This window comes from Glutamicibacter sp. 2E12 (assembly GCF_050030965.1).
Taxonomy (GTDB): Bacteria; Actinomycetota; Actinomycetes; order Actinomycetales; family Micrococcaceae; genus Glutamicibacter.
Genome location: NZ_CP188297.1, coordinates 2105417 through 2127889, shown reverse-complemented (window position 1 = coordinate 2127889; position 22473 = coordinate 2105417). Strand labels below are relative to the sequence as shown.

The following is a 22473-nucleotide window of genomic DNA, read 5'->3' as shown; positions in this document are numbered from 1 at the left end:
TCATGAACCCACCGTCGAGGTGAAGTCCAGGGTGATTGCCGTCGTGGCGCCCTGCAGGGTATTGGCCGCGGTTACTGGCAGCGAGTACTGCACGCACAGGGTTTCGCTGCTGCCGGCGGCCAAGGGCCTGGCGGCCGAGGCACTGCCGAACTGGGATCCAGCGTTCTTCGACAGCAGCGTGGTTCCGCCCGAGCAAGTAACGCTGGAGCCGGTGCCGCTGACCGTGGCGCCTGTTTTTACAACGATATTGAGTGCCGCCCCCAGCGCAGCGTTGCCCGATTCGGTGATTCTTCCGCCGAAAACATAGGGCGCCGAGATGGAACCGGTGTTCTTCACTGTCACGACGGATGCCGATGTCGAGCCCGGAAACAGGTTATTGCCGCTGATGGGCATCTGGTAGCTGGCCGAGGTTGCGCTGGTCGCAGTAGCTCCAACTCCCAGGGCAACGGTGGCCGTGCTGACGTTCGAGGTAGCTGTCGCTTGTCCGGTCCATGAGGCCAGCGTCGAGACGGTGCCGAATCCTACGAGGATGCCCAAGGACAGAATTGCCTTGATGCGCATTGAACGGTCGCTCATTCTTCCACTCCGTCCGTTTCAAGTTCCTTTTGTTTCCTGCGTTGCGCAGCAAGCAACGATAATCCCCCGATACCCGCGATGCCTGCCGCCGCAAGCAGCGCCGCACCGCGGAACCCGGTATCTCCGAGCCCATCATGCCGCTCGGGAGGATCCGATTGGGGCAGCTCTTCCCTCGGCGCATCACTGTCGGGCGAATCCCCTTCGTCAGGCGGCCGCGAAGAATCCGGAGCTTGCCCATCTCCGCCTGCTAATTCGACGGCGTCGATGCGCACCTGCAACGAAGGCACCTGCTGGTTCTCCGACTCATTTTTCGCCGACCAGGGCAGTCCGACCCTCAGTCCGAATTCCGCGGCTTTGTCAGGTTCCAACCGGACTACCGAGGCTCCGGCTGTTTCGAAATAGATCCGGGTTGACGCAGCGGGCTCGATCGTCCGGATGCGGACTTCGATATCCGACTCCCGGTCATTGCGAATCCACAAGGATCCTGTGGATTCAACGCCAGGCGCCAAGACCGGACCTCCTCCAAATACCTGCGGTGGGGCATCGGAATAGACCCGGCCGTCCAAGCTGTAGCTTAGGCCCTGGTCAGTTTCCGCGGCTGATGCGGGCAGTGCTAGACCGAGTGCCGCGCAGGGAATCACGGCCGTCATGGCCGCGCTGGCTGCAAGAAAACGGAGCTTCATCGCTGCCCTTTCCCCTGCCGTTCACGCCATGCCCCGCCGAACATCACCAGCGAATACACGATCAATCCGCTCGCTGCGATCCAGGTCAGCCACGTTCTCTGCTGGAGTGACAGAGCGCTGTTCACGTATCCCAGGAGCGGGACGGAATACCAGAGCTCGCCCCGGATCTGTTCGGGTTGCACCGGCTCGTCATCGGTATTGTTTGCATCCCCGCGGAAAATGAATTGTTCTTCCCCGCCCAGGCTCGCGCCGATAGCGGAAACACGGTGCGTAACGACTTCAGGCTCACCTGATTCCAGCTGGTAGGTGGCAACCTCGCCAATGCGAAGGTACTGCGGGTCAATCGGCTTCACCACCACCAAAGTACCGGGCGGCAAATGCGGCCGCATGGATCCGGTGAGCACGGTATACGCCGTCGCCCCGCCCAATTTCGGAACCACGATCATGACGGCAATCAGGGCAAGGACGATGAACAGCACGAGCCAGGAAAGCACCTGACCGCACCACCACCGGATCCCTGTGCGTTCCTGCTGTTCCCTGCGCCGGACGCGATTCCCAATTGTCATCGTTGCTGCCCCGCGAACCCCAGCTTGAGCGCTACTTTCCCGCCGGAAGCCGTTTGAGGTGCTCCAGAGGGAACCGAAACACGAATGCACAAGGCCTCGTTCGCCATCGCCGGCGCTGCGCGCAGCACCCTGGCAGCTGCGAAGGAGGCGGTGGATCCCAGCGGCCCGGCATACAGCCGTTCCCCGGCCAACGGCTGGTCGGCTTCGCAGGCCGCTTGGTCCATGCCGGAATAGATGCTCAGTTGCAAAGCGCTGGACAGGGCACGATCAGCGGCAGTCGGCGAAGCGGTCGCATTGACCGCCCCATCCAGCTGATAGGTCAAGTCCACAGTGCCAGCATTGCTGATCACCAGTGATGCTTGCGTAAACGCCCCGGGGATCAGCTCACTGCCGGACAGCTTCGCGAACTGGTGCTCGGTTTCGCCACCGGCCAGCAATGCCAGCGAACCGGTTTTCAAGGCTGGCGGATCCACCGTGCTTTCGGCGCGCCAAGTTGCGGCCGTGCCTTGCGCGCTGATACCCAGCAGCAAGAGCACAACCGCGACCATGGCGAACTTCAAGGGTTTGGGCATGCACCAGCCAATCCACGTTCCATGACTAAGCGCGGACTTGGTCCAAGGTCAGCGTCAGCGCTTCAAGATCCAGCGGCTGGTCGTAGGTCGACGGCGGGGTGTCCCCCACCGCTCCTTCGGCAAAGGTGACGGTGATCAGGAATGGAACTGAATAGGTGCCCGGATCGGCAAAGCTCAGTGTGCCGTCAGCTTCCTCCGTAATCCCCGGCGCCGATGCATCGACCTGCAGAGCGACGGTCACGTATCCTTCCAACGCTCCCAGCGCCGTAGCCGCCTGGTCGACGCTCAGCGATCATGCAATGTTCTTGCCTTCGGCATCGATGGTGGCGGTCTGGCTGAACGCAACAACGTCCCCGGGAACGAGCTGCTGGGTTGCCGGGTCGAACGGCTCGGGCGCTTCCGGATTGCTGATGTCCTGCCAGCTGCCCTCCCCGTTGGTCGTCAAGTTCAGGTGGCCGGTTTCCACGGTGCCCGCGTCAATAGTCTGCTGCGCCTGCCAGCGCGCGATCGTTCCAGCGCCGCCGAGCAACAGCGCTCCGGCTGCAACAGCAGCAATGGTTGCCTTGGTTACTTTCTTCATGAATTACGCATCCTCAAAGTTTCAGGTGCCCCCAGTGACACACACTTTAAGTAAAGCTTGTTTAGTAGGTTTTACAACCCCCGGACGTCACATGTCGCTGCCGCCGGCCTGCACCGCTAAAGGAAACAAGACAACCGCCGTGAAAACGTATTCTCATGGCATCGAAAATTCTTGCTAACCAGCAGCTGACCAGTTCCTTTGCGCGAGGATTTCAACTCTCGAAACGATCCGGCACCGAATGGCGAAAGATGGACGGCAAAGGCCATCCACCTGTCCATAAAAGTTTAGCTAGTTAGCGAATCAATCCGCCTTTTGGATAATGCGCGAAACGCACGGGATCAGCTTTCCCGATCTGGCGCCGACGCAAACAGATTCAGGCCCATGGCACGCGAAAGCTGCCCGATGGCCAGCTGCGCGCGCACCGAGTTCCCGGCCATATCCAAGGGCGGCGAGAACGCGCCAATGGCACCCTTGCCCGGAGCTACCGCGACAATACCGCCAGAGACCCCGGACTTCGCCGGGATCCCGATCTCGAACAGCCACTCGCCAGAACGCTCGTACAAGCCGTTGGAGGCCACGGTCGCCAGGGTATCGCGGCAAACGTCTGCATCGACGACGCGCTTTCCGGTCACCGGGTTCACTCCGCCATCGGCCAGCGTCGCGCCCATGACGGCAAGATCATGCGCGCTGATATTCAGCGAGCACTGCTTGGTGTACACATCAACGGCATCCGCAGGTTCGTTCTCCAGCCGCCCGTAGCTCTTGAGCAAATGACCCAGGGCCTTGTTGCGCTCGTTGGCCAGCGATTCGGAGTGGTAGACCTCGTCATCCAGGCTCAGCGCCCGGCCAGCAAAGGCGGAGAGCCCTTCCCGGACGTTCTCCCACTTCTTGGCAGCGGTCTTGCCGGGCATCATTGCTGTCGTGGCGATGGCGCCGGCATTGACCATGGGGTTCATCGGCAAGCCGTTGTTCAATTCCACGGCCATCACAGAGTTGAAGGACATGCCCGTATTGTTCACGCCGATGCGTTCGCGAACGACCTCGCGCCCGTGCTCCTGCACCACTAGCGCGTAGACGAACATCTTGGAGATCGACTGGATCGAGAACAGGTGATCGCAATCGCCAACCATGTGGACAGAGCCGCCGACGTGGGACATGGCGATGCCAAAGAGATTGGGGTCCGCTTGGCCCAGGATCGGTATGTAGTGGGCAAGGAGCCCGTCGTCTGCATCCGCGTATCGCTCATGGGCTTCCTTGAGCAGGGAATCGATGCGATCATGTTCCAGCTCACCGGTAGAAACTTGCTGAACGACGTCGTCGAAATCGGTGGGAATAGTTTCGTTATTCCCTTCCGAAGGATAGGTCATCTTCACCTGCCTTTTAGTCCTGGGTCCGTTGATTCATGCTGCTTGATTTGACCTTATCAACAGCATTGCCGCTTAGCACCTTGGATACAGCCATCAGCAGGCAGGAAGCATTGGGCCAGTTCTCCCGGCACCCGCTCCAATCACGTGTCCACTTGGTGCTCAATGCATGAATCGCATGTGTTTTCCCCTACATTGTGGAGCAACTTACAGCGCAATGCACCCGATCTGACTTAGCATTTTGTGTATGGCTAAGGGTATTACTTTTCATACGCGCAAGTGGGTTCGCCCAGAAGACTTGAACGCAAACGGCACGCTGTTCGGCGGCAGCCTGTTGCGCTGGATCGACGAAGAAGCTGCGATCTACTCGATCATCCAGCTGGGCAACAAGCACGTTGTCACCAAGTTCATGTCCGAGATCAACTTCATCGCCTCCGCAAAGGAAGGCGACCTGATCGAGATGGGCCTGACGGCTATCGACTTCGGCCGGACTTCGGTCACCCTGCGCGCAGAGGTACGCAACATCTTCACCCAGGAATCGATCCTGACCATCGAGAAGATCGTCTTCGTGAACATCGGCGAAGACGGCAAGCCGGCACCGCACGGCTACGACCACATCACCTACACCCGCGATCGCATCCCGCTGGAAATCACCAAGGCACTGATCTAGTCCCCGTTTGAATGCCCGAAGCCCTCAAGAATTCAAGGGTTTGGTTCAAGGCCCCGCTCGGCCGCGCTTAACTGCGTGCCCTGGCGGGGCCTTGTTTCATTTCAAGGTTAATCCCGCATAGCTCTTGCGCTCGGTTCATGCGTCCAGCAAAGTTGTTTTTGCACTGAGGAATTCCCCCTACGCAGAAGCGAGAAACCCATGGGCCAGATGATTTTCGTCAACCTACCGACCGCCGATCTAGCCAGAGCCGACAAGTTCTACGAGGCCATGGGCTTCACCAAGAACACGACGTTCTCCGATGAAAATGCCACCTCATGGATCATCGCCGAGAACATTCTCGTAATGGTCCTGCGCCAAGAGTTCTTCGCAAGCTTCCTGGTCAACGGCGATAAGCCGGCGCTCGGAAGCGGCCTGCGCGAAACCCTCAATGCCCTTTCGGCAGAAACCCGCGAAGGCGTCGACGACTTCGTTGCGCGGGCCGAGGCCGGTGGCGGCAGCGTCTACCGCCCGGCAGATGAGCCATTCCCGGGCATGTACCAGGCAGCCGTTCAGGACCCGGATGGCCACGTCTGGGAAATCGCGTGGATGAGTCCAGAAGCAATGGAAAACCCAGGCAGCTAGGCTGCTAGCCGACCTCGGAATTCCGCAGGTGCCGCAGCTCTTCTGCTTTGCGGCGCTTGCGGAACTGCTTCTTCATCCCCTTGGCCGGATGCATCGGCTCCGGCCAGCGGGGACGCAGCTGGTCCCCCAGGGTAATGCCGCGCATGCGCCGCCCGAACATCGGCAGCACCCACTGCCTCAGCCACTCCACGTCGCGCTGCGTGGCCTGCCAGAATCCGACCCGGTCCGCGGCGCCAAAGGGATCGAAAACCAGCTGGTGTGGATACCCGAGGATCTCCAGGATCCTGATGGCCATGTAGCGATGGCCGGCACGATTCATGTGCAGCTTGTCGATATCCCACATGCGCTTATCCCGGTACGCCTCCCAATTCCAGTAGTCAACGAGCACTACTGAGTCCGGATAGCGTTCAGCGAGCCGGCGCACGTGGTCATTGAAGCGCCAGTTGCGCCGCTTGAACGGGGCGAGCACCGGGTGCACGGGGATATCGAACCCGGTGAACAGCAGGACCTTGGCACCCGTGGAAACCAGGGCTTCGACAGCCTGCGAGTATCGGGCAAGGAATTCCTTCATGTCCTTGCGGAATTCCAGGATGTCGTTGCCGCCGGCATAAAAGGTGATCACCTCCGGCCTGAGTTCCAGGGCTATGGGGATCTGCTCGTCGATAATCGACTGGAGCCGTCGGCTGCGTATTCCCAGGTTCACGTACTGCCACTCGGGATCCGCTTTGGATAACTGCTTGGCCACGCGATCGGCCCATCCGCGTACACCGTTGGGCAGCCTGGGTTCCCAGTCCCCCACACCTTCGGTAAAGGAATCCCCGATCGCCATAAACAGCCGTCCCATGCTACCGACGCTAGAAGCCGAAAGTGCATAGCATGAAGCTTGCGGTTGAATTTCTGGTAAACCCTGGCGGTTCAGAAAACCATGCGCATGATCAGCCGGGGCATCCTGCTGGCCTGGGCGTCGCTGATCCCGACGACCTCGAACCCGGCCTGCTCGAACATCTTCCTGGTTCCGACGAAGGCCATGGTCAGGTCCATCCGCCCTGCCGGATCCACGGGGTAGGCTTCGACCGCTGGCGCCCCGAGGTCCCGCGCATACTGCACTGCGCCTTGGACCATTTCCCGATTCACGCCCTGGCGGCGGTAGCCGCTGCGCACCACCATGCAGGTGATGCTCCAAGCCTCCAGATCATCCACGGGCCTGATGAGCTTGGACTTTTCCAGCAGTGGGATCCTCGATCGCGGAGCGATGCTGCACCAGCCCACCGGTTCCCCTGCGCGATAAGCGATCACTCCCGGGGCAATCGGCTCGGTGCTCAGTGAGCGCATGGCGGCGAACCGGTCCCCTGCGCCTCGTTCCCTGATCTCGGCGGCACCGATCCGGTGCGACAAGCACCAGCAATGCTTCTGCCTCCGGCTCGGATTCACTACCGTCGCGAAGTCGTCCATGCGTTCTTCGGCCAGCGGCCTGATCTCGAGGGGCGCTGTTCCTGCCGCCTGCGGATCCTGGTTCGTGTCCATCTGTCCATCCTGCGCTCCGAAAAGCCCAAAGGGCACCCTGGGAGACAAATTCTTCGGGTTTTCCATAATGAAGAACTCCGGTTCCCTCGGTGTTGGCGCTGACCTGCGCGCTCTAGTGTTGAGGTATGACTTCGACACCTAAGGTTCTACCGGGCACCGCACCTGCCCGTCCCCCGCTGAGATTGGGCATGACGCTGCTGCATATGGCATTGTTCGGGTCTGCCGGCCTGATCCTGTTTTCGCTGCTGCTGGCCTGGCTCTCGGTAGGCGTCGCGCTGACCCCGATCCTCGGTTTGGGCCTGGTCGTCTTGGCCGGATTGGTCTATGCGCTCTTCGGCCTGGCCCGCTTCGAGCTGACTCGAATCAGCAACCTCTACGACATGGACGTCGCTCCGCTGACCTGGCGGCCACGCCGCCGTGAAGGCTTTGGCGAATACGTCCGTTCGCTCGGACGCAATGTGTCCAACGGACGCATGTGGGCGCTGCTGGGAAGCTTGCTCTTCTCCTGCCTGGCCGGCTCGCTGATGCTCACTGCCCTGCAAATGGCCGTGCGTTCGTCCATCGTTGCCTTCGCCCCGGTCTTGCAGGCAGATAGTGCCGACCCGCTGGGAACCGTTCCCGGGCTGTGGGGCTTCCAGACTCCAGTAAGCCAGGCACCTTGGCTGGTGCTGGCGGCGCTGCTGGGAATAGCAGTGGTTATCGGCTTGGTTTTCTTGCACCGGATGGTCACCGTGGGAATCGTCGGTTCTATTGCCCGCGAGAGTGCACTGGTCGAACGCGTGCGCACCACCGCGGTGCAGCGTGAAGGAGCGGTGCGCGCCGCAGAGGTGGAGCGCACCCGCATCGAACGCGACCTGCACGATGGGGTCCAGCCCCGGCTGGTCTCCGTGGCCATGACCTTGGGGCTTGCGCACCAGCAGATCGACAGCGATCCGCGCCAGGCCAAGGAACTGGTGGCCGAGGCCCATGCTTCAACCAAGTCCGCGATTACCGAACTGCGCCAGCTCACCCGCGGAATCTACGCGTCGGTACTCGATGACCGCGGACTGGATGCGGCGCTCTCGGCTATCGCAGGCCGCTCGCATATCCCGGTGGGCCTGGATATCCAGCTCAATGGGCGCTATCCGCGCGTGGCCGAAGCGGCGGTGTACTTCGCCATTGCCGAGGCGCTGACCAATGCTGCCAAGCATTCGCGGGCCCAGCGCTGCCAGATCACCGTGAGGGTCCGGGAGCATGAGGGCCAGCAAAGCCTGTGGGCCCGCATCGAGGACAACGGCACCGGCGGGGCGCGCATCACCCCCGGCGGCGGCCTGGATGGAATCAATAATCGGGTGCTCGCCGCCGGCGGCACCTTTAGCCTGGACAGCCCCCAGGGCGGGCCAACTGCAGTGGAGGTGAACGTGTTATGCGCGTACTGATTTGCGAGGATTCGGTCCTGCTGCGTGAAGGGCTGGTCAGGTTGCTGGCCCACAGCGGCCACCATGTTGTCGCGGATTTGCCCGAAACCAGCGGGCTGATGGATTTCCTGGACAACTCGTCCGCCGATGATTTCCCGCAGATCTGCATCCTGGATGTCCGTCTCCCGCCGACCTACACGGATGAAGGCATCCGTGCGGCGCTGGAACTGCGCAAGAAGTATCCGGATCTGCCGGTGCTGGTGCTCTCCCAGTACGTCGAGGAGCGCTACGCCTCGGAACTGATTTCCACCCAGTCCGGAGCGATCGGCTACCTGCTCAAGGACCGTGTTGCGGATGTCAGCGAGTTCATTGCTTCGCTGGAGCAGATTGCAGGTGGTGGAACCGTCTTGGACCAGGAAGTGGTGGCACAGCTGTTGACTCGACGCAATCACGATGACCGCATGCAGAAGCTGACCGACCGGGAACGCACAGTCCTGGCCGCGCTGGCCGAAGGAAAATCCAACCAGGCGATCGCCGCGCTGCTCTTCCTCTCGGAGGCCAGCGTAGAAAAGTACATCACTTCCATCTTCCAGAAACTCGGCTTGGAAGCCGACGGAACGGGCAACCGGCGCGTGCTGGCAGCCCTGGCTCATATTGAAACCCTGGGCACCAACCGCACAGACAGGACAGGATCATGACTACCACGCAAACCATGCCGCTACCGCCAAACCCACCGGCGCCACCCAACAACGGCAAGCCGCTGAATATCATCCTCGCGGTGCTCGGCGGGCTGGTCATTCTCACCTTGGTCATCGCCACGGCACGCAGCGCCTTTGCTTCGGTCTCCCGGGAGCATTCGGTCCACGAAGCAGAGGTCTCCGGGGTGACCGCCTTGGAAGTTTCGGCGAGCTCGGGACGCTTCGATCTGGTCTTTGCGGACACCGACAAGGCAACACTTGAAGTCAAAAGCGCCAAGTCCGCGAGCTGGAAGCTGCATCGGGAGCGCGATCGGCTCATCGTCGAAGCCCCGAATGCCTGGGACAACTTCTGCTTCTTCGGCTGCGGATTCGACGACAACGAGGCAACGCTGGTGCTTCCGCAATCCATGGACAACGGAAGGCTGGATGCGGACTTCGAGCTGTCCGCCGGATCCTTCAACGCAGTCGGCGCCTACAAGGACCTGGTGGTTGAAGTCGGTGCCGGGGAGCTGAACCTCACCGGCAGCGCGCACACCGCCGATATCGACTTGGGCGCAGGGGAAGCAACGGTGCGCCTGGACAATGTCCGAAGCGCCCGGTTTGATATCTCGGCCGGCGAACTCATTGGCGAACTCTCGGGCACGGCGCCCAAGAGCATCGAGGGCAGTGTCAGCGCCGGCTCGCTGGAGCTGGAACTGCCCGAGGCCACCTACGACCTGCGGCAGAATACGGCCGCCGGATCCGTCGAGAACCTGCTCGCCACCGATCCGAACTCCCCTAACAAGATCACGATCGATGTCTCCGCAGGCAGTGCCACCTTGCATCCAGCAGGCACCGCCCAGGAATCGGTCGGCCGCTAGACCCGGTTCCCACGAAAAAGGCAAAGCGTCCCTTCCCGGATCAGTAGTGATCCGGGAAGGGACGCTTTGGCGCTTGTGGCTAGGACCTAGGCCTGGTTCTTCTTCAAGGCAGCCAGGCGTGCTTCGATCTCGGAAACCTGCGGTGCGCCGGCTTCGATCTGCGCTGCGCCGTCGGCTTCCTTGAGGATGTCCTGTGGGGCGTTGCTGGCCTTCAAGGCTGCCAAGCGCGCATCAACTTCGGTCTCGGCACCGAGGTCTTCCAGCTGCGCGAACTGCGCATCCAGGGAAGAGGCCGCCAGTTCCTGCGCACCGCGGACCTTGGCTTCGTCCTGGCGGATCTGCTGCTCGAAGCGGCTGATCTCGCTGGTCGGGTCGTTGATGTCCAGGGCCTTGAGGGTGTCCATCATCTGGTTCTGGGTCTTGGCATTGCGCGCGCGGGCCACCAGCTCATCGCGCTTGGCCACCAGTTCCTGGCGCTTGGTCTGCATGGTGTTCAGACCGGTCTTCAGCTTGGCCACGACATCACGCTGGGTGGCGATCGTGGATCCCAGGTTCTTGGCGCGCTTCTCGGCGTCCATCTGGCGCTGGATGGCCACCGTGGCCAGCTGGTTGAACTTCTGCTGGTTGGTGCTGTCACCGGCGGCAGAATATTCGTCAGCCTTGTTCGACGCGGCCAGCGCCTTGTTGCCCCAGTCCTTGGCTTCCTGCTGGAACTTGGCGTGGTCGTCCTCGGCCATGCGCAGGTTGCCGATGGTCTGGGCAACCGCCTGCTCGGCCTGGGCAATGTTGTTGGTGTATTCGCGAACCGACTGGTCCAGCATCTTCTTCGGATCCTCCAGAGCATCCAAAGCGGCGTTGGCGTTAGCCTTGCCGATACCGAACATTCGAGCCCAAATTGAGCGCTTCTTGGCCATAGTGCGTCCCTTCGTCTTCCGTTGCTTAAAGCTTAGGGGAATTAGCAGCGCCGCTCTAACCGAAGACCACGCTGCGTTGGCAATCTAGTCATTGAAATGGCGCAGGTACCGTCCCGGGGCATCCAGGAAAAGCCGCCAGTTCCGCACCATGTCCAACTCGTCGTAGTCCGATTCGCGGATGCCCCACTCCCCGATTTCATAGATTCGCGCCTCCGGCAAGGAAGCAAGAATTGGCGAGTGGGTGGAGAGAATTACCTGGGAACCGGAACGCAGCAGATCTGCAATATGCGAGAGCAGCATGAGGCAGCCATTGAAGGACAGCGCTGACTCGGCTTCGTCGAAGACCCACAACCCATTGACATACGAGCGCTCGGTGAAGAACTCGACGAAGGATTCGCCATGGCTCTGGAAATTGTGCTTTCCGCGCGAGCCGATGGAGCCCAGATAGGCGAAGTGCCCGTGCATAGTTTCTGCGCGCAAGAACACTCCGGCCTTGGACGCACCGGCTCCGCGTTCCAATTGCAGGTGCGAGGACAACCCGGATTCGGTGGGCTGGGTATGGTGCATGCTGTTGCGGGTTCCGCCCTCGGCATTCAGTCCAAAGGCCGCTGCAATCGCCTCGACAAGAGTTGATTTTCCCGCGCCGTTCTCACCCACCAGCACAGTCAGCTGGCCCAGCTCAAGGCCCTCGTCAAGCAGTTGTTGCACCGCCGGGATCTGGGCGGCCCAGTCGGAACGATCCATGGGTGCCTTGGGATGTTCGGTGATGCGGCGAACCGGCAGAGTGTCGAAAAGTGCGCTCATGCACCCGAGGCTACCAGCAGCGCGCGACAGCTTGGCGGCCGTTATGCAGGCTTGGCCCCTTGGCCGCACCCATGGTTCAGCAGGGTGCGGCCAAAGAGCCACTAGGGTTTGCTAGCCGTTGGCCGGAAGCATGTTCCCGGCGAAGAACCCGGCAATCTCCTCACGCGCATCCAGCGGGAAGATCCCGGCGACGTACTGATCCGGGCGAACCACCACGATGGCGCCGTTCTTGCTGATTTCGCGGTCGCGGAAGATGTCGCGGCCGTGGCCGGCTGCGAATACCTGGTTGATGTCGTGCAGGCCGTACGGGACCTTCAGCGGCTGGAAGGCCTTGGGCACATCATGCAGCTCGACCTGCGTATAGTCCTGCTGGTAGATGGCCTTGGTATCGAAAACGGCATCCTCGTCCCTGCCTGCCGGGGTGTACAGGTTGCGCGGCGATGCCGGATCGGCGCTCCACCAAGCGGCGAAGTCGGCCATTGCGGTGCCCTCCAGTGCCGGTGCTGCCGCATCGGCGAAGGCGTAGATGCGCCAGCGTCCGTCAGCCTCGTGGAAGTGGCCCAAGTGGCGCCAGCGATTATCCGAACGGCGGATGACCTCGGCGGACTTGAAGCGCTTGCCCACCGGGAAGCCCGGGGCCAGATCCTGGTGCTCCAGGCCGGCGGTGATCGGCGATTGAGTGTACTGCGTCATGAACCCGGCAGGGAATTCCTGGGTCTTGGTGTAGTACTTCTCCAGCTCGTCAGGGTCTTCCCAATCGTCCACCGACTTGGCCATCAGGGTGGACCATTCCTTGTCGAAGTCGATCAGGTTCTGCGCGATGACCTTGCGTTCCCCGGCGTAGGTATCCAGCAGCGCATCCGGGGCGCGGCCTTCGAGCACGGCGGCCAGCTTCCAGCCCAGGTTGAAGCCGTCCTGGATGGACACGTTCATGCCCTGCCCGGCCTTGGCCGAGTGGGTGTGGCAGGCATCGCCCATGATGAAGGCGCGCGCGCAGCGGGTGCCGCGCTCCTCATCGGAAACGTCGTCGAAGCCGTCGGTGATCCGGTGGGCCACCTCGTAGACCGAGAACCAGGCGACGTTCTTCACGTCCATGGTGTACGGGTGGATGATGCGGTTGGCCGTGGCCACGATTTCCTCGACCGGGGTGTTGCGGATGGCCCCGGCATCCTCGGCGGTCAGCTCGCCCAGGTCCACGTAGAAGCGGACCAGATAGCCGCCCTCGCGCGGGATGAGCAGGATATTGCCCGCGTCGTGGGACTGGATGGAGCATTTGACCTGGATGTCCGGGAAGTCGGTGTTGACCATGACGTCCATGACGCCCCAGGCATGCAGGGCCGCATCGCCGTGCAGCTTGTGGCCCAGCGAGCGGCGCACCTGGCTGCGCGCGCCGTCGCCGCCAACCAGGTACTTGGCCTTCACGGTGCGCTCTTCGCCAGTACGCGGCCCCGCCACGTACTTGATGCGCGCGGACACCGGGTATTCGGCGTCCGGGTCGATCTCGCAGCCGAGGTATTCCACGCCGTAGTCCGGGGTGATTTTGCCCGGCGCGCGTTCGGCGTCACGCAGGAAGTAGTCCAGGATGCGCGACTGGTTCACGTAGATGTGCGGGAATTCGCTCATTCCGGTGGAGTCGTCGGCAGCACGCGAATGGCGCTTGATGTTCGCCGGGTTCTCGGGGTCCGGGGTCCAGAAGCACATTTCGACATTGCGGTAGGCCTCTTCGATAACCTCGTTGGCGAAGCCGAAAGCCTGGAAGGTTTCCACCGAGCGGGCCTGGATGCCGTCGGCCTGGCCGACGTCGAGCCGGCCCGGGCGCATCTCGATGGCGCGGGCGTTGATGCTCGGGAAGCGCGAGAGCTGCGCGGTCACCACGGTGGCCGCCGGACCGGTTCCAACGATCAGCACATCCATTTCATCGGGAATTTGCTCGGCGCGGTCAATGCCGTAACCGGCTGCTTCCTTGACCCGTGGATCCCCGGAAACGTATCCCCTGTGGTGAATCTGCATAATGTGGCTCCCTATCGCTGTGCCGCTGAACTTCATTGTCTCTATAATTGCGACACTGTCCTAACTATAGAAACAATCGTAGCTTTCACGTAGGCTGTAGGCAAGACGTGGATCACACCGGGAACAGCGCGGCAGGCATCTGCGCAGGCCAGATGGAATGATTGGAACATGAGCAAAACCACCGAAGGCGGTTCGCAGACCCTGGGCCGCGGGCTAGAGGCACTGACCCTGATCGGGGAATCCGCGACGCCGCTGAGCGTCTCGGAACTCGCCGGACTGCTAGGCGTGCACCGCTCCATGGCCTACCGGCTGGTCAAGACCTTCGAGCAGTACGGATTCGTGGAACGCAATCCGGCAGGCGAGCTCGAATTGGGAGCCCGCCTGGGCGCGCTGGCGCGCAACGTCGCCAAGTCCCTGCAGGCCGCGGCCGCACCGCATCTGGCCACCGTCTCCGATGAGCTGCAGATGACGGCGCTGCTTGTCGTCTTCGATGGCGAGGCAGCCGTTACCCTGAGCACCGCAGAACCCCGGCTCGCCGATGCCACCGTGGCCCAGCGCCCGGGCACCCGCCATCCGATCGACAACGGCGCACCTGGACGGGTCATCCGTTCCATGCTCAATCCCCAGGAGCACCCGGCCAAGGACTTCGAATTCAGCCATGACGAAGTGATCCCGGGGTTGACCTCGATTGCCGTTCCGCTGGTGCTCCCGCAGGGCAAGCCCGCGGCCATCGCCGTCATCTACCCGCCGCTGGAACGCGATCGCAACCACATTGCAGCCGTGCTCACGGCCGCCTCGGCACGCATCTCGGCAAGCCTGGGCATCCGCTCGTGAGCGGTACCTGCCCGCACGCTGCGCTAGCTAGGCGGTGCAGGCCTCATTGGAGCACCCCGCATCACGCGGACGGTAGGTCTGGGTACCTTCAACCTTCTCCCACACTATGTGGCGGTGCTGCCCGCAGCGATCGCATGAAGGAGCCAGGTACGTGGCCCGCTCTTCCATGGTGTATGCACGAAAATCACCCATCACAACCTCCGATGACCAGCCGCGAAGCGAAGTTCGCGGGCCTGCTGGACCTGCTTGGTGCCTTCACTCTACGCGCGGTTTGCACAACCGGCTAGGGTCCACTGGCGGCAGTTACCCACAGCCCCTCAAGCAGGGCTCTGCACCTCGTGGCAAACTAATGCAGAGAACCGGATATGACCGCTTCGCCACCGCCGGACCGCTAGCAAGGAAGAAGCCATGAGCACCTCTGAGCAAAAGCTGCAACGCTTGAAAGAACGCATTGCCCTATTGCTGAACAAGGCCGAGAACACCACTTTTCCACACGAAGCGCAGACCTTCCAGGAACATGCCGAACGGCTCATGGTGCGCTATGGCATCGGCCGTGCGGAACTGGATGCCGACTCGGCCCACCGGGGCAAGAAGAAGGAAGCCATTATCGAGGAGCACTTCGATATGCGCGGCGTCTACCGCCTGGGACAGCGCGATGGCCTGTCCGCTGTGGGCCGGGCCTTCCGCACGGTGTCCATGCTGCAAAGCAACTACTCGACCTCGTGCAGGCTGTACATCATCGGCCATGAATCGGATGTAGCTACCGTCAAGAATCTCCTCGCCTCCTTGGTTGTCCAGGCGACTGCTGCCATGGCCCACTGGTGGGCACAGGAGGGCAAGCTCTACGCGAACTGGTACACCGATTCCGAGAAAACCATTGAACGCCGCGAATTCCAGCGCAGCTTCTACCTGCAAGTCGCTTCGCGCATCGCCATCCTCTACCAGGAAGAAAGCGTGCACAGCGGCAGCGGGACCGAACTGGTCCTGGCTAGCCGCAAGGAACAGGTCGACGAATTCGTCAGCAACCAATATCCGTTCCTGCGCCGCAGCAGGAACCGCGCCGCAGCCGGAAGCGCCAATGCCTCATTGGCCGGACGGGTCGCAGGAAGCCAGGCAGATCTCGGTTTCGACAAGCACGTCGACTCAGCCGCGACCGGCGAAGTCGCCAGCTAGCGCACTTGCTCTAGTTGCGTATCCTCGATGTAGCGCGGACGCCCGGCCATGATGCCGACCAGGGTCTGGAAAACGATCAAGCCGGCAATAAGCCACATTGGCGCAACCCATGAACCCGAAGTTTCGTGCAGCACCCCGACCAGGAACGGACCGGGGAACGCCAGCAGATAGCCCGCAGACTGGCCGAAGGTGGAGAGCTTCGAGACACCCGCGGCGGTGCGGGCCTTCAAGCCGATCATGGTCAAGGCCAGCGGGAAGTTCGACCCGCAAATGCCCAGCAGCACCGCCCACAGCACCGCTCCCTGGACCGGAGCAAGCAGCATGCCGATGATCGCGATGATGCCCACGGCACCGTTGAAGATCACCAGTGGCGCCTGGTTCGAGAATTTGGCAGCGAGCGCCGGCATCACGAAGGACAAAGGCACGCCCACACCCAGCAGGATCGCCAGCAGGGATCCAGCGAATGCCGGCGAGACTCCCAAGTCGATGAAGATCTTGGGCAGCCACCCCATGAAGATATAAGCCACGGCGGACTGCCCGCCGAAGAACAACGCCACCCACCATGCGGTGGCGTTCTTGCTCATCGGCCCGATGCCGGCCGCATCATTTGAGTTACTGGCAAGATGCTGCTGCTGGGCTGCGATTTGGTTGCGCATCCCGAAGTACACCAAAAGCCACAGCACCAGCGCCAGCAAGGCCAGAATTGCCCAGAATCCCAAGCCCACGCGCCAGTTTCCGCCGAGCATCTGATTCACCGGCACGGCGACCCCCGCAACTCCGGAAGCACCCAAGGCAACCGCCGTAGTGTAGGCGCCGGTGACAATCCCGATCTTTCCCGGGAACCAGCGCTTGACCAGTACCGGCATGAGAATGTTGCCCACCGCGATGCCCGCAAGGGCCAATGCGGTGCACAGCAGGAAGAATCCGGTCCCCGGAGCCACCGCGCGCAGGGCAATGCCCAACAGGACAGCACCCATGGCTGAGGCCACCACTAGTTCCGGTCCGCGCTTCCCGGCCAGCCGCGGCGCCAAGGGACCCAGCAGCGCGAAGCACAGTGGAGGGATGCCGGTGATCATTCCGGCCACGAAGCCATTCATCTGCAGGTCGCCAATCACCAGATCAAGCAGGGACCCCAAGGAGGTGACGGCAGGACGCAGGTTCAGCGAGGCCAGGATGATGGCAAGGATCAGCAGTGCGCCAGAGCCCTTGGACAGGGTGGCGCGGTTTTTCGGGAAGTCAGGCATGGTATCCACAGACTATCTGCTTCAACACCCGGATCCCATCCCCGTTGCCTGGACTACGGCAACGGGCCGCCCCAAAAGTGGGACGGCCCGTGCCGAATGAAAAGTCCAGAGTTGGCTAGCCCAGTTTGGCGCGCACCATCTGGGAGACAGCCTTGCCATCGAAGCGGCCAGCGATTTCGGCGCCGACCAGCTTCATGGCCAGGCCCATGTCCTTCATGGTCAGGTCGTGATCGGCTGCAAGTTCGGCCATGATCCTCTCGACAATGTCCTGGGCTTGCGCTTCGTCAAGCATCTTGGGCAGGTACGTGGAGATGAAGGCGGCTTCGGCCAATTCGCGTTCAGCCAATTCGGTGCGGCCGTCCTTGGCGGCCAGGCCAGCAGTTTCCTCGCGGTTGCCGACTTCCTTGCGAAGCAGGTTCTCGACATCCTGGTCGTTGAGCTCGCTGGGGTTCTTTCCGGACTTTTCCTTGGTGCCGATGGCACTGAGGATATTGCGCAGGGTCGTCTTCTCCAGCTCGTTGCCGGCCTTCAGATGGGCGATGCTGTCATCGCGCAGGCGATCTTTCAAACTCATGGGAACTCGCTTTCAATACGTGTGCTTGAAATTTTACTCGCATTATCCGGTTACCGTTTTCCGGAGTACCAGCGGTCAAGCATGAGGTCGCATTTGATACAGTAGCCAGATGAATTCACTGCGCGCTGGAGCTAGCGTCATCGCACTGGCTCTTATCGCAGCCATCCTGGTGATCTGGCAGCCATGGAATTCCTGCGACGCGCCCGATGAAGTTTGCGATTTCGTTGCAGCCGTCGAGGACCGGGACGGGGTCCTTGGCGTCCAGATGTCCTCCGAGGTCATGGATCACGATGTCTTGGCCGCACCGGATCTGTCAGTTGACCTGCAATTCGTGCTATTGGATCAGCTCGATCCTGCACAAGCGGAAGTAATCGTGCGGGAGATGGCACAACAGATCCAGGCTGGGGCCCATGCCCTGAGCTTGCGGAACATCGACCTGGCCTTTGTCGCCGGTGAACCCCAGAATATCCCAGGCTCAAAGACGAAAACCTACCCACTGGAAGTCTCCGACAATTTTTCGCACTTTGGAGGCGAAGAGCAAGCGAAGCCTGGTCTTCTCGGTGAGAGGGCTTCATTCGCATTCCGCCTACGCGAGCTCGGCGCGGCAAGTGCGGCTAACTACTCGGCCACGGCGTTTAATTTGGAGCAGCTGCTGGCGCTGGGAAAATTCGCTGCACAGGCCAAGCACCCCACCGATTTGGCACTAGCAGATCGATCCGTGCGCTATTCGCCCGCGAAACGCACTGATATTCCCGAGCTCCAGCTTCTTATCGAGGCGGCCAAGCGAGGTGTCTTCGAGAGCGCCAGCATTGATCATTCCGGATTGAACCTGGTCCTCGGCAACGAGGCGCCAGCAGAGGCGGAAAAGGAAACCCGCTTATGGCTGGAGCGGCATGGTCCCTTTGGCGAGCCCATGCCCTACAAGCTGGCATCGCCTCGATACGAGGTCCTTGCTGAAGGCTGGGTTGGAAACAAGAAACCACAATGGCTGATTCCCAAGCCTGTGGTTCTTCCCGACAAGGTCAAAAGCTGGCCAGCGAATCAGCCAGCTCCGTTGTGCGCAGAGGGGGACTTGGAAATAGCCCTCGGCGCACCCGATGCAGCTGCCGGTTCACGGTACATGGCGGTCTACGCCAAGAACATTTCTGCTCGCTCGTGCGCGTTGCAGTCCTACCCGCAGATCGATTTCCTCAATGAGGCCGGCGATGCCCAGCCAGATATCGCGCTGCAGCCCGAACCGGATATCCTCCTTGAACGCGTTGCCATCCCTTCCGGCGAAGCGGTGATTTCGACGCTGGATTGGAATGCCATGTCAACGTCCCAGGATCCGGATGAAACCGTTGCCCTGGTCATCGCCGCAGCCAAGGGAATGAAACCGGTCCAGCTCGCACCCCAATACGATGGCCAGCCGACGTCCCTTGACATCCTGGACGGGGCGCAGATCGCCCAAAGCCCCTGGGTCCAGGCGCGCGACGGGTGGGCAATTCCTGGAGACGCCTTCAAACCGCAACCACCGGCCACTCCTAGGCCCTAGGCCTGGGCAAGCCTACTGGGTGCGCGGCGGGAACGCCTTGAACTTGCGGTAGTGGTTGGCCGCATTCAACAGCAGATAGAGCTTGCGGCGAGGGTTCTTCTCGGCTGCGAACTTCAACGGGTTCGAGACCTTGCCGGCCTTGAGCAGTGCTTCCGCCTTGCGGCCGGTTCCGCTGTCCAGGAAGCGGCGCAGCAAGTGGTGCGGCAGCACGGTGAATAGCCGCTGGCGCGACAGCTGCAAGACTCCTGTCCCGGTGTCCACCACCGCGTCGGTTTCCGGGTTCGACTGATCGAACGGCGCGCCGAGGAACTCGGTGACATAGAAACGGGCCGGGTTCACCCCGGCTGCGGTCAGGTAGAAGTGGTTGCGGCCCAGGCGCGGGTTGATCTCGAAGAATTTGATCTGGCCATCGCGGTGATCGTATTTGGCATCGATCATGGCAATTCCGCGCCAGCCCAGTTCTTCGAGCATGCGCGCGCCATCGGCGGCCATCGCATCGTTGCGACCGGTGACAATGGCAGCCGAATTGCCCAGCACCAGCGGGGCATGCTCCTCGATCACCACTTCGCCGTAGCCGGCGAAGATGACCTTTTCTTCCTGGGTGGCGAAGTAGGTGCACAGGCGCATCGCGTCATCTCCGCCCGGAATGTACTCCTGGAAGATGTAGCCCGAGTCGTAGCCGCTGCCATCGATTCTGGAAATCAGGGCTTCGAGGTCGGCACGGCTGTCGATGGTGTGGATCTTCTGCTTGCCCTCGAACTTGGCGGCGATCCAATCCGCGGAGCTCGATGGCTTGCCGATGACCGGGTAGTCGAAGGAACCAACCAGCGAATCCAGCGGGGTTCCCGGGTAATACACGGCGGTGCGCGGGTGGGCGATGCCCAATTTTTCGGCGAGCGCGTAGAAGTTCTCTTTCAGTGCCGCACCCTCGATGGTTTCCAGCTGGGGGTACGGGATGACGTACTGTTCCTCAAGCTGCTCACGGTTCTTGGCGATCAGCATGATGTGGAAGTCCAGGGAGCCGAAAAGCATCAGCGGCCGATCCGCCGCGGCCTTCAGCTCATCGGCCAGCTCGACCAGGGCCGCGACTACGCGTCCCTCGTCGGCCATGGAGCCGATGGGGCGCAGTTCGATGGCTACCGAGTGCTCGATGACGCCGTTGCCGGCAGCCGGCAGAACCACCGAGCGTACCCCGTAGGCCTCGTAGAATTCGCGCGCCAAGGTGTAGGTGCCGATGTCCCCGCCGAGGATGACCGGGACAAATGGCTGGGTTGGATCGATTGCCAAAGTGGTGTTTTCCCTACTTCTTGCGCCAGTTCATGTATTTTTCGAAGGCCCACGCCAGGGGCTTGTTCAGCGCCAGGTCCCACTCGCCGTTGGTCTGCACGATGTCGCAGCCGGTGTTGGTCTTGAACTTGGTCAGCCCCGAGAGGTGGTGCTCCTTGTCCAGGGTCGCGCTCACGCCGCCCTGGTCCAGATAGCGGCAACCTGCCTCGATGGAATCGATGACCATGTGCTGCATGATCGCCTTCGGCGCGAACAGCTTGCGCTGCTCCGAGGAGGAAGCGCCGTACAGGTACCAGGCCAGGTTCGAGGAACGGATGACAATGGATGCGGCCAGGTCCACGCCTTCATTGCTGGCGATGTACAGGGTGCAGGAGCCCGGCACCGCTTCGTTGAGCACGGTGTGCATCTTCTCGAAGTATCCCAGCGGGCGGCCGGTGAAGTCCTGGCGGTCCGCGGTGTGGTTGTACAGGGCATGGAAGCGGGCCATGTCCTTGGTCTGGCCGACTTCGATTTCCAGGGTGCTCTTCAGCGCCTTGCGGGTCTCGTTGCGGGTGGTCGCCGAGTAGCTGGCCATGACCTGGTCCACGTCCAGCTGGTTGCCGTCATCATCTTGCAACGCCACGCGGGCCACGAATTCCGGCTGGCCCGCAGCGAAGTCCAGACCCACATCTTCTTTGGAGAAGCCCATTTCCAGCAAGGCGTCATTCAGCGCTAGCGCGGTGCCTGAGGTGCTCTGGGTTTCAAGGTCAGCGAGCTGGGTGAACCCTTCCTTGCCCAGGTTCTTGCGCACCGCGGCGGCACCCCAGGTGCGCACGGCCAGTCCCGGGCCCATCTTCAGCTGGAATGCGCCACGATTCTTCAGGTAGGCGGCCAGCGGCTGGATTACCTGTCCAGGAGCATAGGTGCCGAAGTCGATGACCGGGCCATCGGGGATGTAGGCGAGGGTCTTCTTGATGACCGGGGCTGCACGATGCAGCACCAGTGCCGCGCCTACCAGCTCGTCTTCCTCGAACCAGCCGAGGGATTCACCGCGCCAGCCGCCCTTGACCTGGGCCCATTCGGGACGCTGCAGGAAGCTGACGTCTTGGGCGGTCTCAAGGAATGCTGAGTGCTCGGTGCCGGAAATCGGACGCACATGAAGTTCGTTGTGGCTCACGGGTGAAATCCTACCGTGCTTCCCTCTCCGGCTGGGGGATGCTGGATACCCCTAGGGGGTACTTGACTTAATACCCCTAGGGGGTATGATCGAAATATGGATACCAACCACACGCCACATGAAACAGCTGAGCACCACGGCTATCACGCGGATAAAAGCGCGTTGGAACGACGCCTGAAGCGCATTGAAGGCCAGGTGCGCGGAGTGGCCAAGATGGTCGATGAAGACAAGTACTGCATCGACATCCTGACCCAAATCTCCGCTATCAACGCGGCATTGCACAAGGTCAGCGTGCAGCTGATCGATGACCATATCGGCCATTGCGTGGTTGATGCGGCCAAGTCATCCATCGAGACGGGTGATCCATCCATCGTGCAAGACAAAATCGCCGAGGCCACGGCCGCCATCTCCCGTTTGGTGCGCTGAGCGCGCCCCAACGGACCCATTTCCAATTCACACAGAATTCATCGAAAGAGAGCAAGATCATGAGCCACAACTGCAATTGCGGATGCTCCTCGGAAAAGAACTCCAACCAGGGCCTGCAGATCATTCCCCGCGAGCAGAGCACCCCGCTGACTAGCCATGTGGAAATCAAGATCTCCGGCATGACCTGCGGCCACTGCGTATCCTCTGTCACCGAGGAGCTCAAGGAGCTTGACGGGGTGCAAGAGGTCGAAGTGTTCCTCGATGCGAAGGGCGTGTCCACCGCCAACGTCACCACCAGCGCAACCGTAAGCGAAGAAAGCATTCGCAATGCCATCGACGAGGCTGGTTACACCGTCGAAGCAATTAACGCCTAGCCGCAAAAAAGCCAGGCACCAAGCCACAACGG

General features: G+C 61.5%; 27 protein-coding genes. 10 read left to right on the top strand and 17 right to left on the bottom strand.

Annotated features, from left to right (window positions below; all coding sequences use genetic code 11):
• From ACP3TE_RS10035 to glsA, 7 genes are all read right to left on the bottom strand, one after another.
• A complete protein-coding gene (locus ACP3TE_RS10035; RefSeq protein ID WP_332489202.1) occupies positions 1-576 on the bottom strand; it encodes a hypothetical protein in 576 nt (191 codons plus the stop codon).
• Positions 573-1085 (bottom strand): hypothetical protein, encoded by a 513-nt coding sequence (locus tag ACP3TE_RS10030; protein WP_426733425.1) that lies wholly within the window; start codon positions 1083-1085, stop codon positions 573-575. Before ACP3TE_RS10030 ends, ACP3TE_RS10035 begins: the two co-directional genes overlap by 4 nt.
• A gap of 170 nt (positions 1086-1255) precedes the next feature.
• A complete protein-coding gene (locus tag ACP3TE_RS10025) occupies positions 1256-1825 on the bottom strand; it encodes a signal peptidase I (protein WP_426733424.1) in 570 nt (189 codons plus the stop codon).
• On the bottom strand, positions 1822-2397 hold the full coding sequence (locus ACP3TE_RS10020; RefSeq protein ID WP_426733422.1) for a hypothetical protein: 576 nt from the start codon (positions 2395-2397) through the stop codon (positions 1822-1824). The genes ACP3TE_RS10025 and ACP3TE_RS10020 overlap by 4 nt, the downstream gene beginning before the upstream one ends.
• Before the next feature lie 25 nt (positions 2398-2422).
• Positions 2423-2638, bottom strand: a complete 216-nt coding sequence (locus ACP3TE_RS10015; protein ID WP_426733421.1) for a hypothetical protein — start codon at positions 2636-2638, stop codon at positions 2423-2425.
• A 51-nt stretch (positions 2639-2689) separates the two neighbouring features.
• Positions 2690-2977: an alternate-type signal peptide domain-containing protein gene (locus ACP3TE_RS10010; protein ID WP_426733419.1), complete on the bottom strand. Its 288-nt coding sequence runs from the start codon at positions 2975-2977 to the stop codon at positions 2690-2692.
• Positions 2978-3315: 338 nt separating this feature from the next.
• On the bottom strand, positions 3316-4344 hold the full coding sequence (glsA, locus tag ACP3TE_RS10005) for a glutaminase A (RefSeq protein ID WP_105656141.1): 1029 nt from the start codon (positions 4342-4344) through the stop codon (positions 3316-3318).
• Positions 4345-4588: 244 nt separating this feature from the next.
• Between glsA and ACP3TE_RS10000 the strand changes: the two genes are divergently transcribed.
• On the top strand, positions 4589-5011 hold the full coding sequence (locus ACP3TE_RS10000) for an acyl-CoA thioesterase (protein WP_105656140.1): 423 nt from the start codon (positions 4589-4591) through the stop codon (positions 5009-5011).
• A gap of 198 nt (positions 5012-5209) precedes the next feature.
• Positions 5210-5632 (top strand): VOC family protein, encoded by a 423-nt coding sequence (locus ACP3TE_RS09995; RefSeq protein ID WP_332489207.1) that lies wholly within the window; start codon positions 5210-5212, stop codon positions 5630-5632.
• A 4-nt stretch (positions 5633-5636) separates the two neighbouring features.
• On the opposite strand, the gene ACP3TE_RS09990 is transcribed toward ACP3TE_RS09995, so the two are convergent.
• Both ACP3TE_RS09990 and ACP3TE_RS09985 read right to left on the bottom strand, forming a co-directional pair.
• Positions 5637-6476, bottom strand: a complete 840-nt coding sequence (locus tag ACP3TE_RS09990; protein ID WP_105656138.1) for an SGNH/GDSL hydrolase family protein — start codon at positions 6474-6476, stop codon at positions 5637-5639.
• Positions 6477-6547: 71 nt separating this feature from the next.
• Positions 6548-7156: a GNAT family N-acetyltransferase gene (locus ACP3TE_RS09985; RefSeq protein WP_426733417.1), complete on the bottom strand. Its 609-nt coding sequence runs from the start codon at positions 7154-7156 to the stop codon at positions 6548-6550.
• Positions 7157-7281: 125 nt separating this feature from the next.
• On the opposite strand from ACP3TE_RS09985, the gene ACP3TE_RS09980 reads away from it, so the two are divergent.
• Genes ACP3TE_RS09980 through ACP3TE_RS09970 form a run of 3 tightly spaced genes read left to right on the top strand, consistent with a single transcriptional unit; the run spans position 7282 to position 10111 of the window.
• Positions 7282-8574 (top strand): sensor histidine kinase, encoded by a 1293-nt coding sequence (locus ACP3TE_RS09980; RefSeq protein WP_426733416.1) that lies wholly within the window; start codon positions 7282-7284, stop codon positions 8572-8574.
• Positions 8562-9251, top strand: coding sequence for a response regulator transcription factor (locus tag ACP3TE_RS09975; RefSeq protein WP_332727922.1), 690 nt, complete (start codon positions 8562-8564; stop codon positions 9249-9251). The genes ACP3TE_RS09980 and ACP3TE_RS09975 overlap by 13 nt, the downstream gene beginning before the upstream one ends.
• Positions 9248-10111, top strand: a complete 864-nt coding sequence (locus ACP3TE_RS09970; RefSeq protein WP_400341368.1) for a hypothetical protein — start codon at positions 9248-9250, stop codon at positions 10109-10111. The genes ACP3TE_RS09975 and ACP3TE_RS09970 overlap by 4 nt, the downstream gene beginning before the upstream one ends.
• A gap of 86 nt (positions 10112-10197) precedes the next feature.
• Here the strand turns inward: ACP3TE_RS09970 and ACP3TE_RS09965 are convergent, their stop codons facing one another.
• The 3 genes from ACP3TE_RS09965 to ACP3TE_RS09955 form a co-directional block, all read right to left on the bottom strand.
• Positions 10198-11025: a PspA/IM30 family protein gene (locus ACP3TE_RS09965; protein WP_426733413.1), complete on the bottom strand. Its 828-nt coding sequence runs from the start codon at positions 11023-11025 to the stop codon at positions 10198-10200.
• An 84-nt stretch (positions 11026-11109) separates the two neighbouring features.
• Positions 11110-11829 (bottom strand): AAA family ATPase, encoded by a 720-nt coding sequence (locus ACP3TE_RS09960; protein WP_359185163.1) that lies wholly within the window; start codon positions 11827-11829, stop codon positions 11110-11112.
• A gap of 111 nt (positions 11830-11940) precedes the next feature.
• A complete protein-coding gene (locus ACP3TE_RS09955) occupies positions 11941-13839 on the bottom strand; it encodes an FAD-dependent monooxygenase (protein ID WP_426733411.1) in 1899 nt (632 codons plus the stop codon).
• A gap of 168 nt (positions 13840-14007) precedes the next feature.
• Here ACP3TE_RS09955 and ACP3TE_RS09950 point away from each other — a divergent pair, with 168 nt between their 5' ends.
• A complete protein-coding gene (locus tag ACP3TE_RS09950; RefSeq protein ID WP_105656120.1) occupies positions 14008-14673 on the top strand; it encodes an IclR family transcriptional regulator in 666 nt (221 codons plus the stop codon).
• 27 nt (positions 14674-14700) lie between these two features.
• Here the strand turns inward: ACP3TE_RS09950 and ACP3TE_RS09945 are convergent, their stop codons facing one another.
• Entirely contained in the window at positions 14701-14865 is a 165-nt protein-coding gene (locus tag ACP3TE_RS09945) for a hypothetical protein (protein WP_400341377.1), read from the bottom strand.
• A 216-nt stretch (positions 14866-15081) separates the two neighbouring features.
• On the opposite strand from ACP3TE_RS09945, the gene ACP3TE_RS09940 reads away from it, so the two are divergent.
• Positions 15082-15846 carry a DUF2786 domain-containing protein gene (locus ACP3TE_RS09940; protein ID WP_359185159.1) on the top strand — a complete coding sequence of 255 codons (765 nt, stop codon included), beginning with the start codon at positions 15082-15084 and terminating at the stop codon, positions 15844-15846.
• Here ACP3TE_RS09940 and ACP3TE_RS09935 read toward each other — a convergent pair.
• Entirely contained in the window at positions 15843-17090 is a 1248-nt protein-coding gene (locus tag ACP3TE_RS09935; protein ID WP_286134065.1) for a CynX/NimT family MFS transporter, read from the bottom strand. The genes ACP3TE_RS09940 and ACP3TE_RS09935 overlap by 4 nt on opposite strands.
• A gap of 115 nt (positions 17091-17205) precedes the next feature.
• Positions 17206-17664, bottom strand: a complete 459-nt coding sequence (locus ACP3TE_RS09930; protein WP_426733408.1) for a GatB/YqeY domain-containing protein — start codon at positions 17662-17664, stop codon at positions 17206-17208.
• 109 nt (positions 17665-17773) lie between these two features.
• Here ACP3TE_RS09930 and ACP3TE_RS09925 point away from each other — a divergent pair, with 109 nt between their 5' ends.
• On the top strand, positions 17774-19198 hold the full coding sequence (locus tag ACP3TE_RS09925; RefSeq protein ID WP_133834166.1) for a DUF4232 domain-containing protein: 1425 nt from the start codon (positions 17774-17776) through the stop codon (positions 19196-19198).
• 12 nt (positions 19199-19210) lie between these two features.
• On the opposite strand, the gene ACP3TE_RS09920 is transcribed toward ACP3TE_RS09925, so the two are convergent.
• Entirely contained in the window at positions 19211-20485 is a 1275-nt protein-coding gene (locus ACP3TE_RS09920) for a carbamoyl-phosphate synthase (RefSeq protein ID WP_133834167.1), read from the bottom strand.
• A gap of 13 nt (positions 20486-20498) precedes the next feature.
• Positions 20499-21641, bottom strand: coding sequence for a lipid II:glycine glycyltransferase FemX (locus tag ACP3TE_RS09915; protein WP_133834168.1), 1143 nt, complete (start codon positions 21639-21641; stop codon positions 20499-20501).
• A 96-nt stretch (positions 21642-21737) separates the two neighbouring features.
• Here ACP3TE_RS09915 and ACP3TE_RS09910 point away from each other — a divergent pair, with 96 nt between their 5' ends.
• Positions 21738-22067, top strand: a complete 330-nt coding sequence (locus ACP3TE_RS09910) for a metal-sensitive transcriptional regulator (protein ID WP_105656113.1) — start codon at positions 21738-21740, stop codon at positions 22065-22067.
• Between the two features lie 59 nt (positions 22068-22126).
• Positions 22127-22441, top strand: coding sequence for a heavy-metal-associated domain-containing protein (locus tag ACP3TE_RS09905; protein WP_105656112.1), 315 nt, complete (start codon positions 22127-22129; stop codon positions 22439-22441).
• Positions 22442-22473: the final 32 nt, after the last annotated feature.

Excerpts from the sequence above, each read along its gene's own strand:
- ACP3TE_RS09930 (WP_426733408.1), bottom strand. The coding sequence starts at position 17,664 with ATGAGTTTGAAAGATCGCCTGCGCGATGACAGCATCGCCCATCTGAAG.
- ACP3TE_RS10000 (WP_105656140.1), top strand. The coding sequence starts at position 4,589 with ATGGCTAAGGGTATTACTTTTCATACGCGCAAGTGGGTTCGCCCAGAA.
- ACP3TE_RS09950 (WP_105656120.1), top strand. The coding sequence starts at position 14,008 with ATGAGCAAAACCACCGAAGGCGGTTCGCAGACCCTGGGCCGCGGGCTA.
- ACP3TE_RS09910 (WP_105656113.1), top strand. The coding sequence starts at position 21,738 with ATGGATACCAACCACACGCCACATGAAACAGCTGAGCACCACGGCTAT.
- glsA (WP_105656141.1), bottom strand. The coding sequence starts at position 4,344 with ATGACCTATCCTTCGGAAGGGAATAACGAAACTATTCCCACCGATTTC.
- ACP3TE_RS10035 (WP_332489202.1), bottom strand. The coding sequence starts at position 576 with ATGAGCGACCGTTCAATGCGCATCAAGGCAATTCTGTCCTTGGGCATC.
- ACP3TE_RS09990 (WP_105656138.1), bottom strand. The coding sequence starts at position 6,476 with ATGGGACGGCTGTTTATGGCGATCGGGGATTCCTTTACCGAAGGTGTG.
- ACP3TE_RS09970 (WP_400341368.1), top strand. The coding sequence starts at position 9,248 with ATGACTACCACGCAAACCATGCCGCTACCGCCAAACCCACCGGCGCCA.
- ACP3TE_RS10010 (WP_426733419.1), bottom strand. The coding sequence starts at position 2,977 with ATGAAGAAAGTAACCAAGGCAACCATTGCTGCTGTTGCAGCCGGAGCG.
- ACP3TE_RS10020 (WP_426733422.1), bottom strand. The coding sequence starts at position 2,397 with ATGCCCAAACCCTTGAAGTTCGCCATGGTCGCGGTTGTGCTCTTGCTG.
- ACP3TE_RS09995 (WP_332489207.1), top strand. The coding sequence starts at position 5,210 with ATGGGCCAGATGATTTTCGTCAACCTACCGACCGCCGATCTAGCCAGA.
- ACP3TE_RS09940 (WP_359185159.1), top strand. The coding sequence starts at position 15,082 with ATGAGCACCTCTGAGCAAAAGCTGCAACGCTTGAAAGAACGCATTGCC.
- ACP3TE_RS09955 (WP_426733411.1), bottom strand. The coding sequence starts at position 13,839 with ATGCAGATTCACCACAGGGGATACGTTTCCGGGGATCCACGGGTCAAG.
- ACP3TE_RS09925 (WP_133834166.1), top strand. The coding sequence starts at position 17,774 with ATGAATTCACTGCGCGCTGGAGCTAGCGTCATCGCACTGGCTCTTATC.
- ACP3TE_RS09960 (WP_359185163.1), bottom strand. The coding sequence starts at position 11,829 with ATGAGCGCACTTTTCGACACTCTGCCGGTTCGCCGCATCACCGAACAT.
- ACP3TE_RS09985 (WP_426733417.1), bottom strand. The coding sequence starts at position 7,156 with ATGGACACGAACCAGGATCCGCAGGCGGCAGGAACAGCGCCCCTCGAG.
- ACP3TE_RS09980 (WP_426733416.1), top strand. The coding sequence starts at position 7,282 with ATGACTTCGACACCTAAGGTTCTACCGGGCACCGCACCTGCCCGTCCC.
- ACP3TE_RS09935 (WP_286134065.1), bottom strand. The coding sequence starts at position 17,090 with ATGCCTGACTTCCCGAAAAACCGCGCCACCCTGTCCAAGGGCTCTGGC.
- ACP3TE_RS09975 (WP_332727922.1), top strand. The coding sequence starts at position 8,562 with ATGCGCGTACTGATTTGCGAGGATTCGGTCCTGCTGCGTGAAGGGCTG.
- ACP3TE_RS09945 (WP_400341377.1), bottom strand. The coding sequence starts at position 14,865 with ATGGGTGATTTTCGTGCATACACCATGGAAGAGCGGGCCACGTACCTG.
- ACP3TE_RS10025 (WP_426733424.1), bottom strand. The coding sequence starts at position 1,825 with ATGACAATTGGGAATCGCGTCCGGCGCAGGGAACAGCAGGAACGCACA.
- ACP3TE_RS09965 (WP_426733413.1), bottom strand. The coding sequence starts at position 11,025 with ATGGCCAAGAAGCGCTCAATTTGGGCTCGAATGTTCGGTATCGGCAAG.
- ACP3TE_RS09905 (WP_105656112.1), top strand. The coding sequence starts at position 22,127 with ATGAGCCACAACTGCAATTGCGGATGCTCCTCGGAAAAGAACTCCAAC.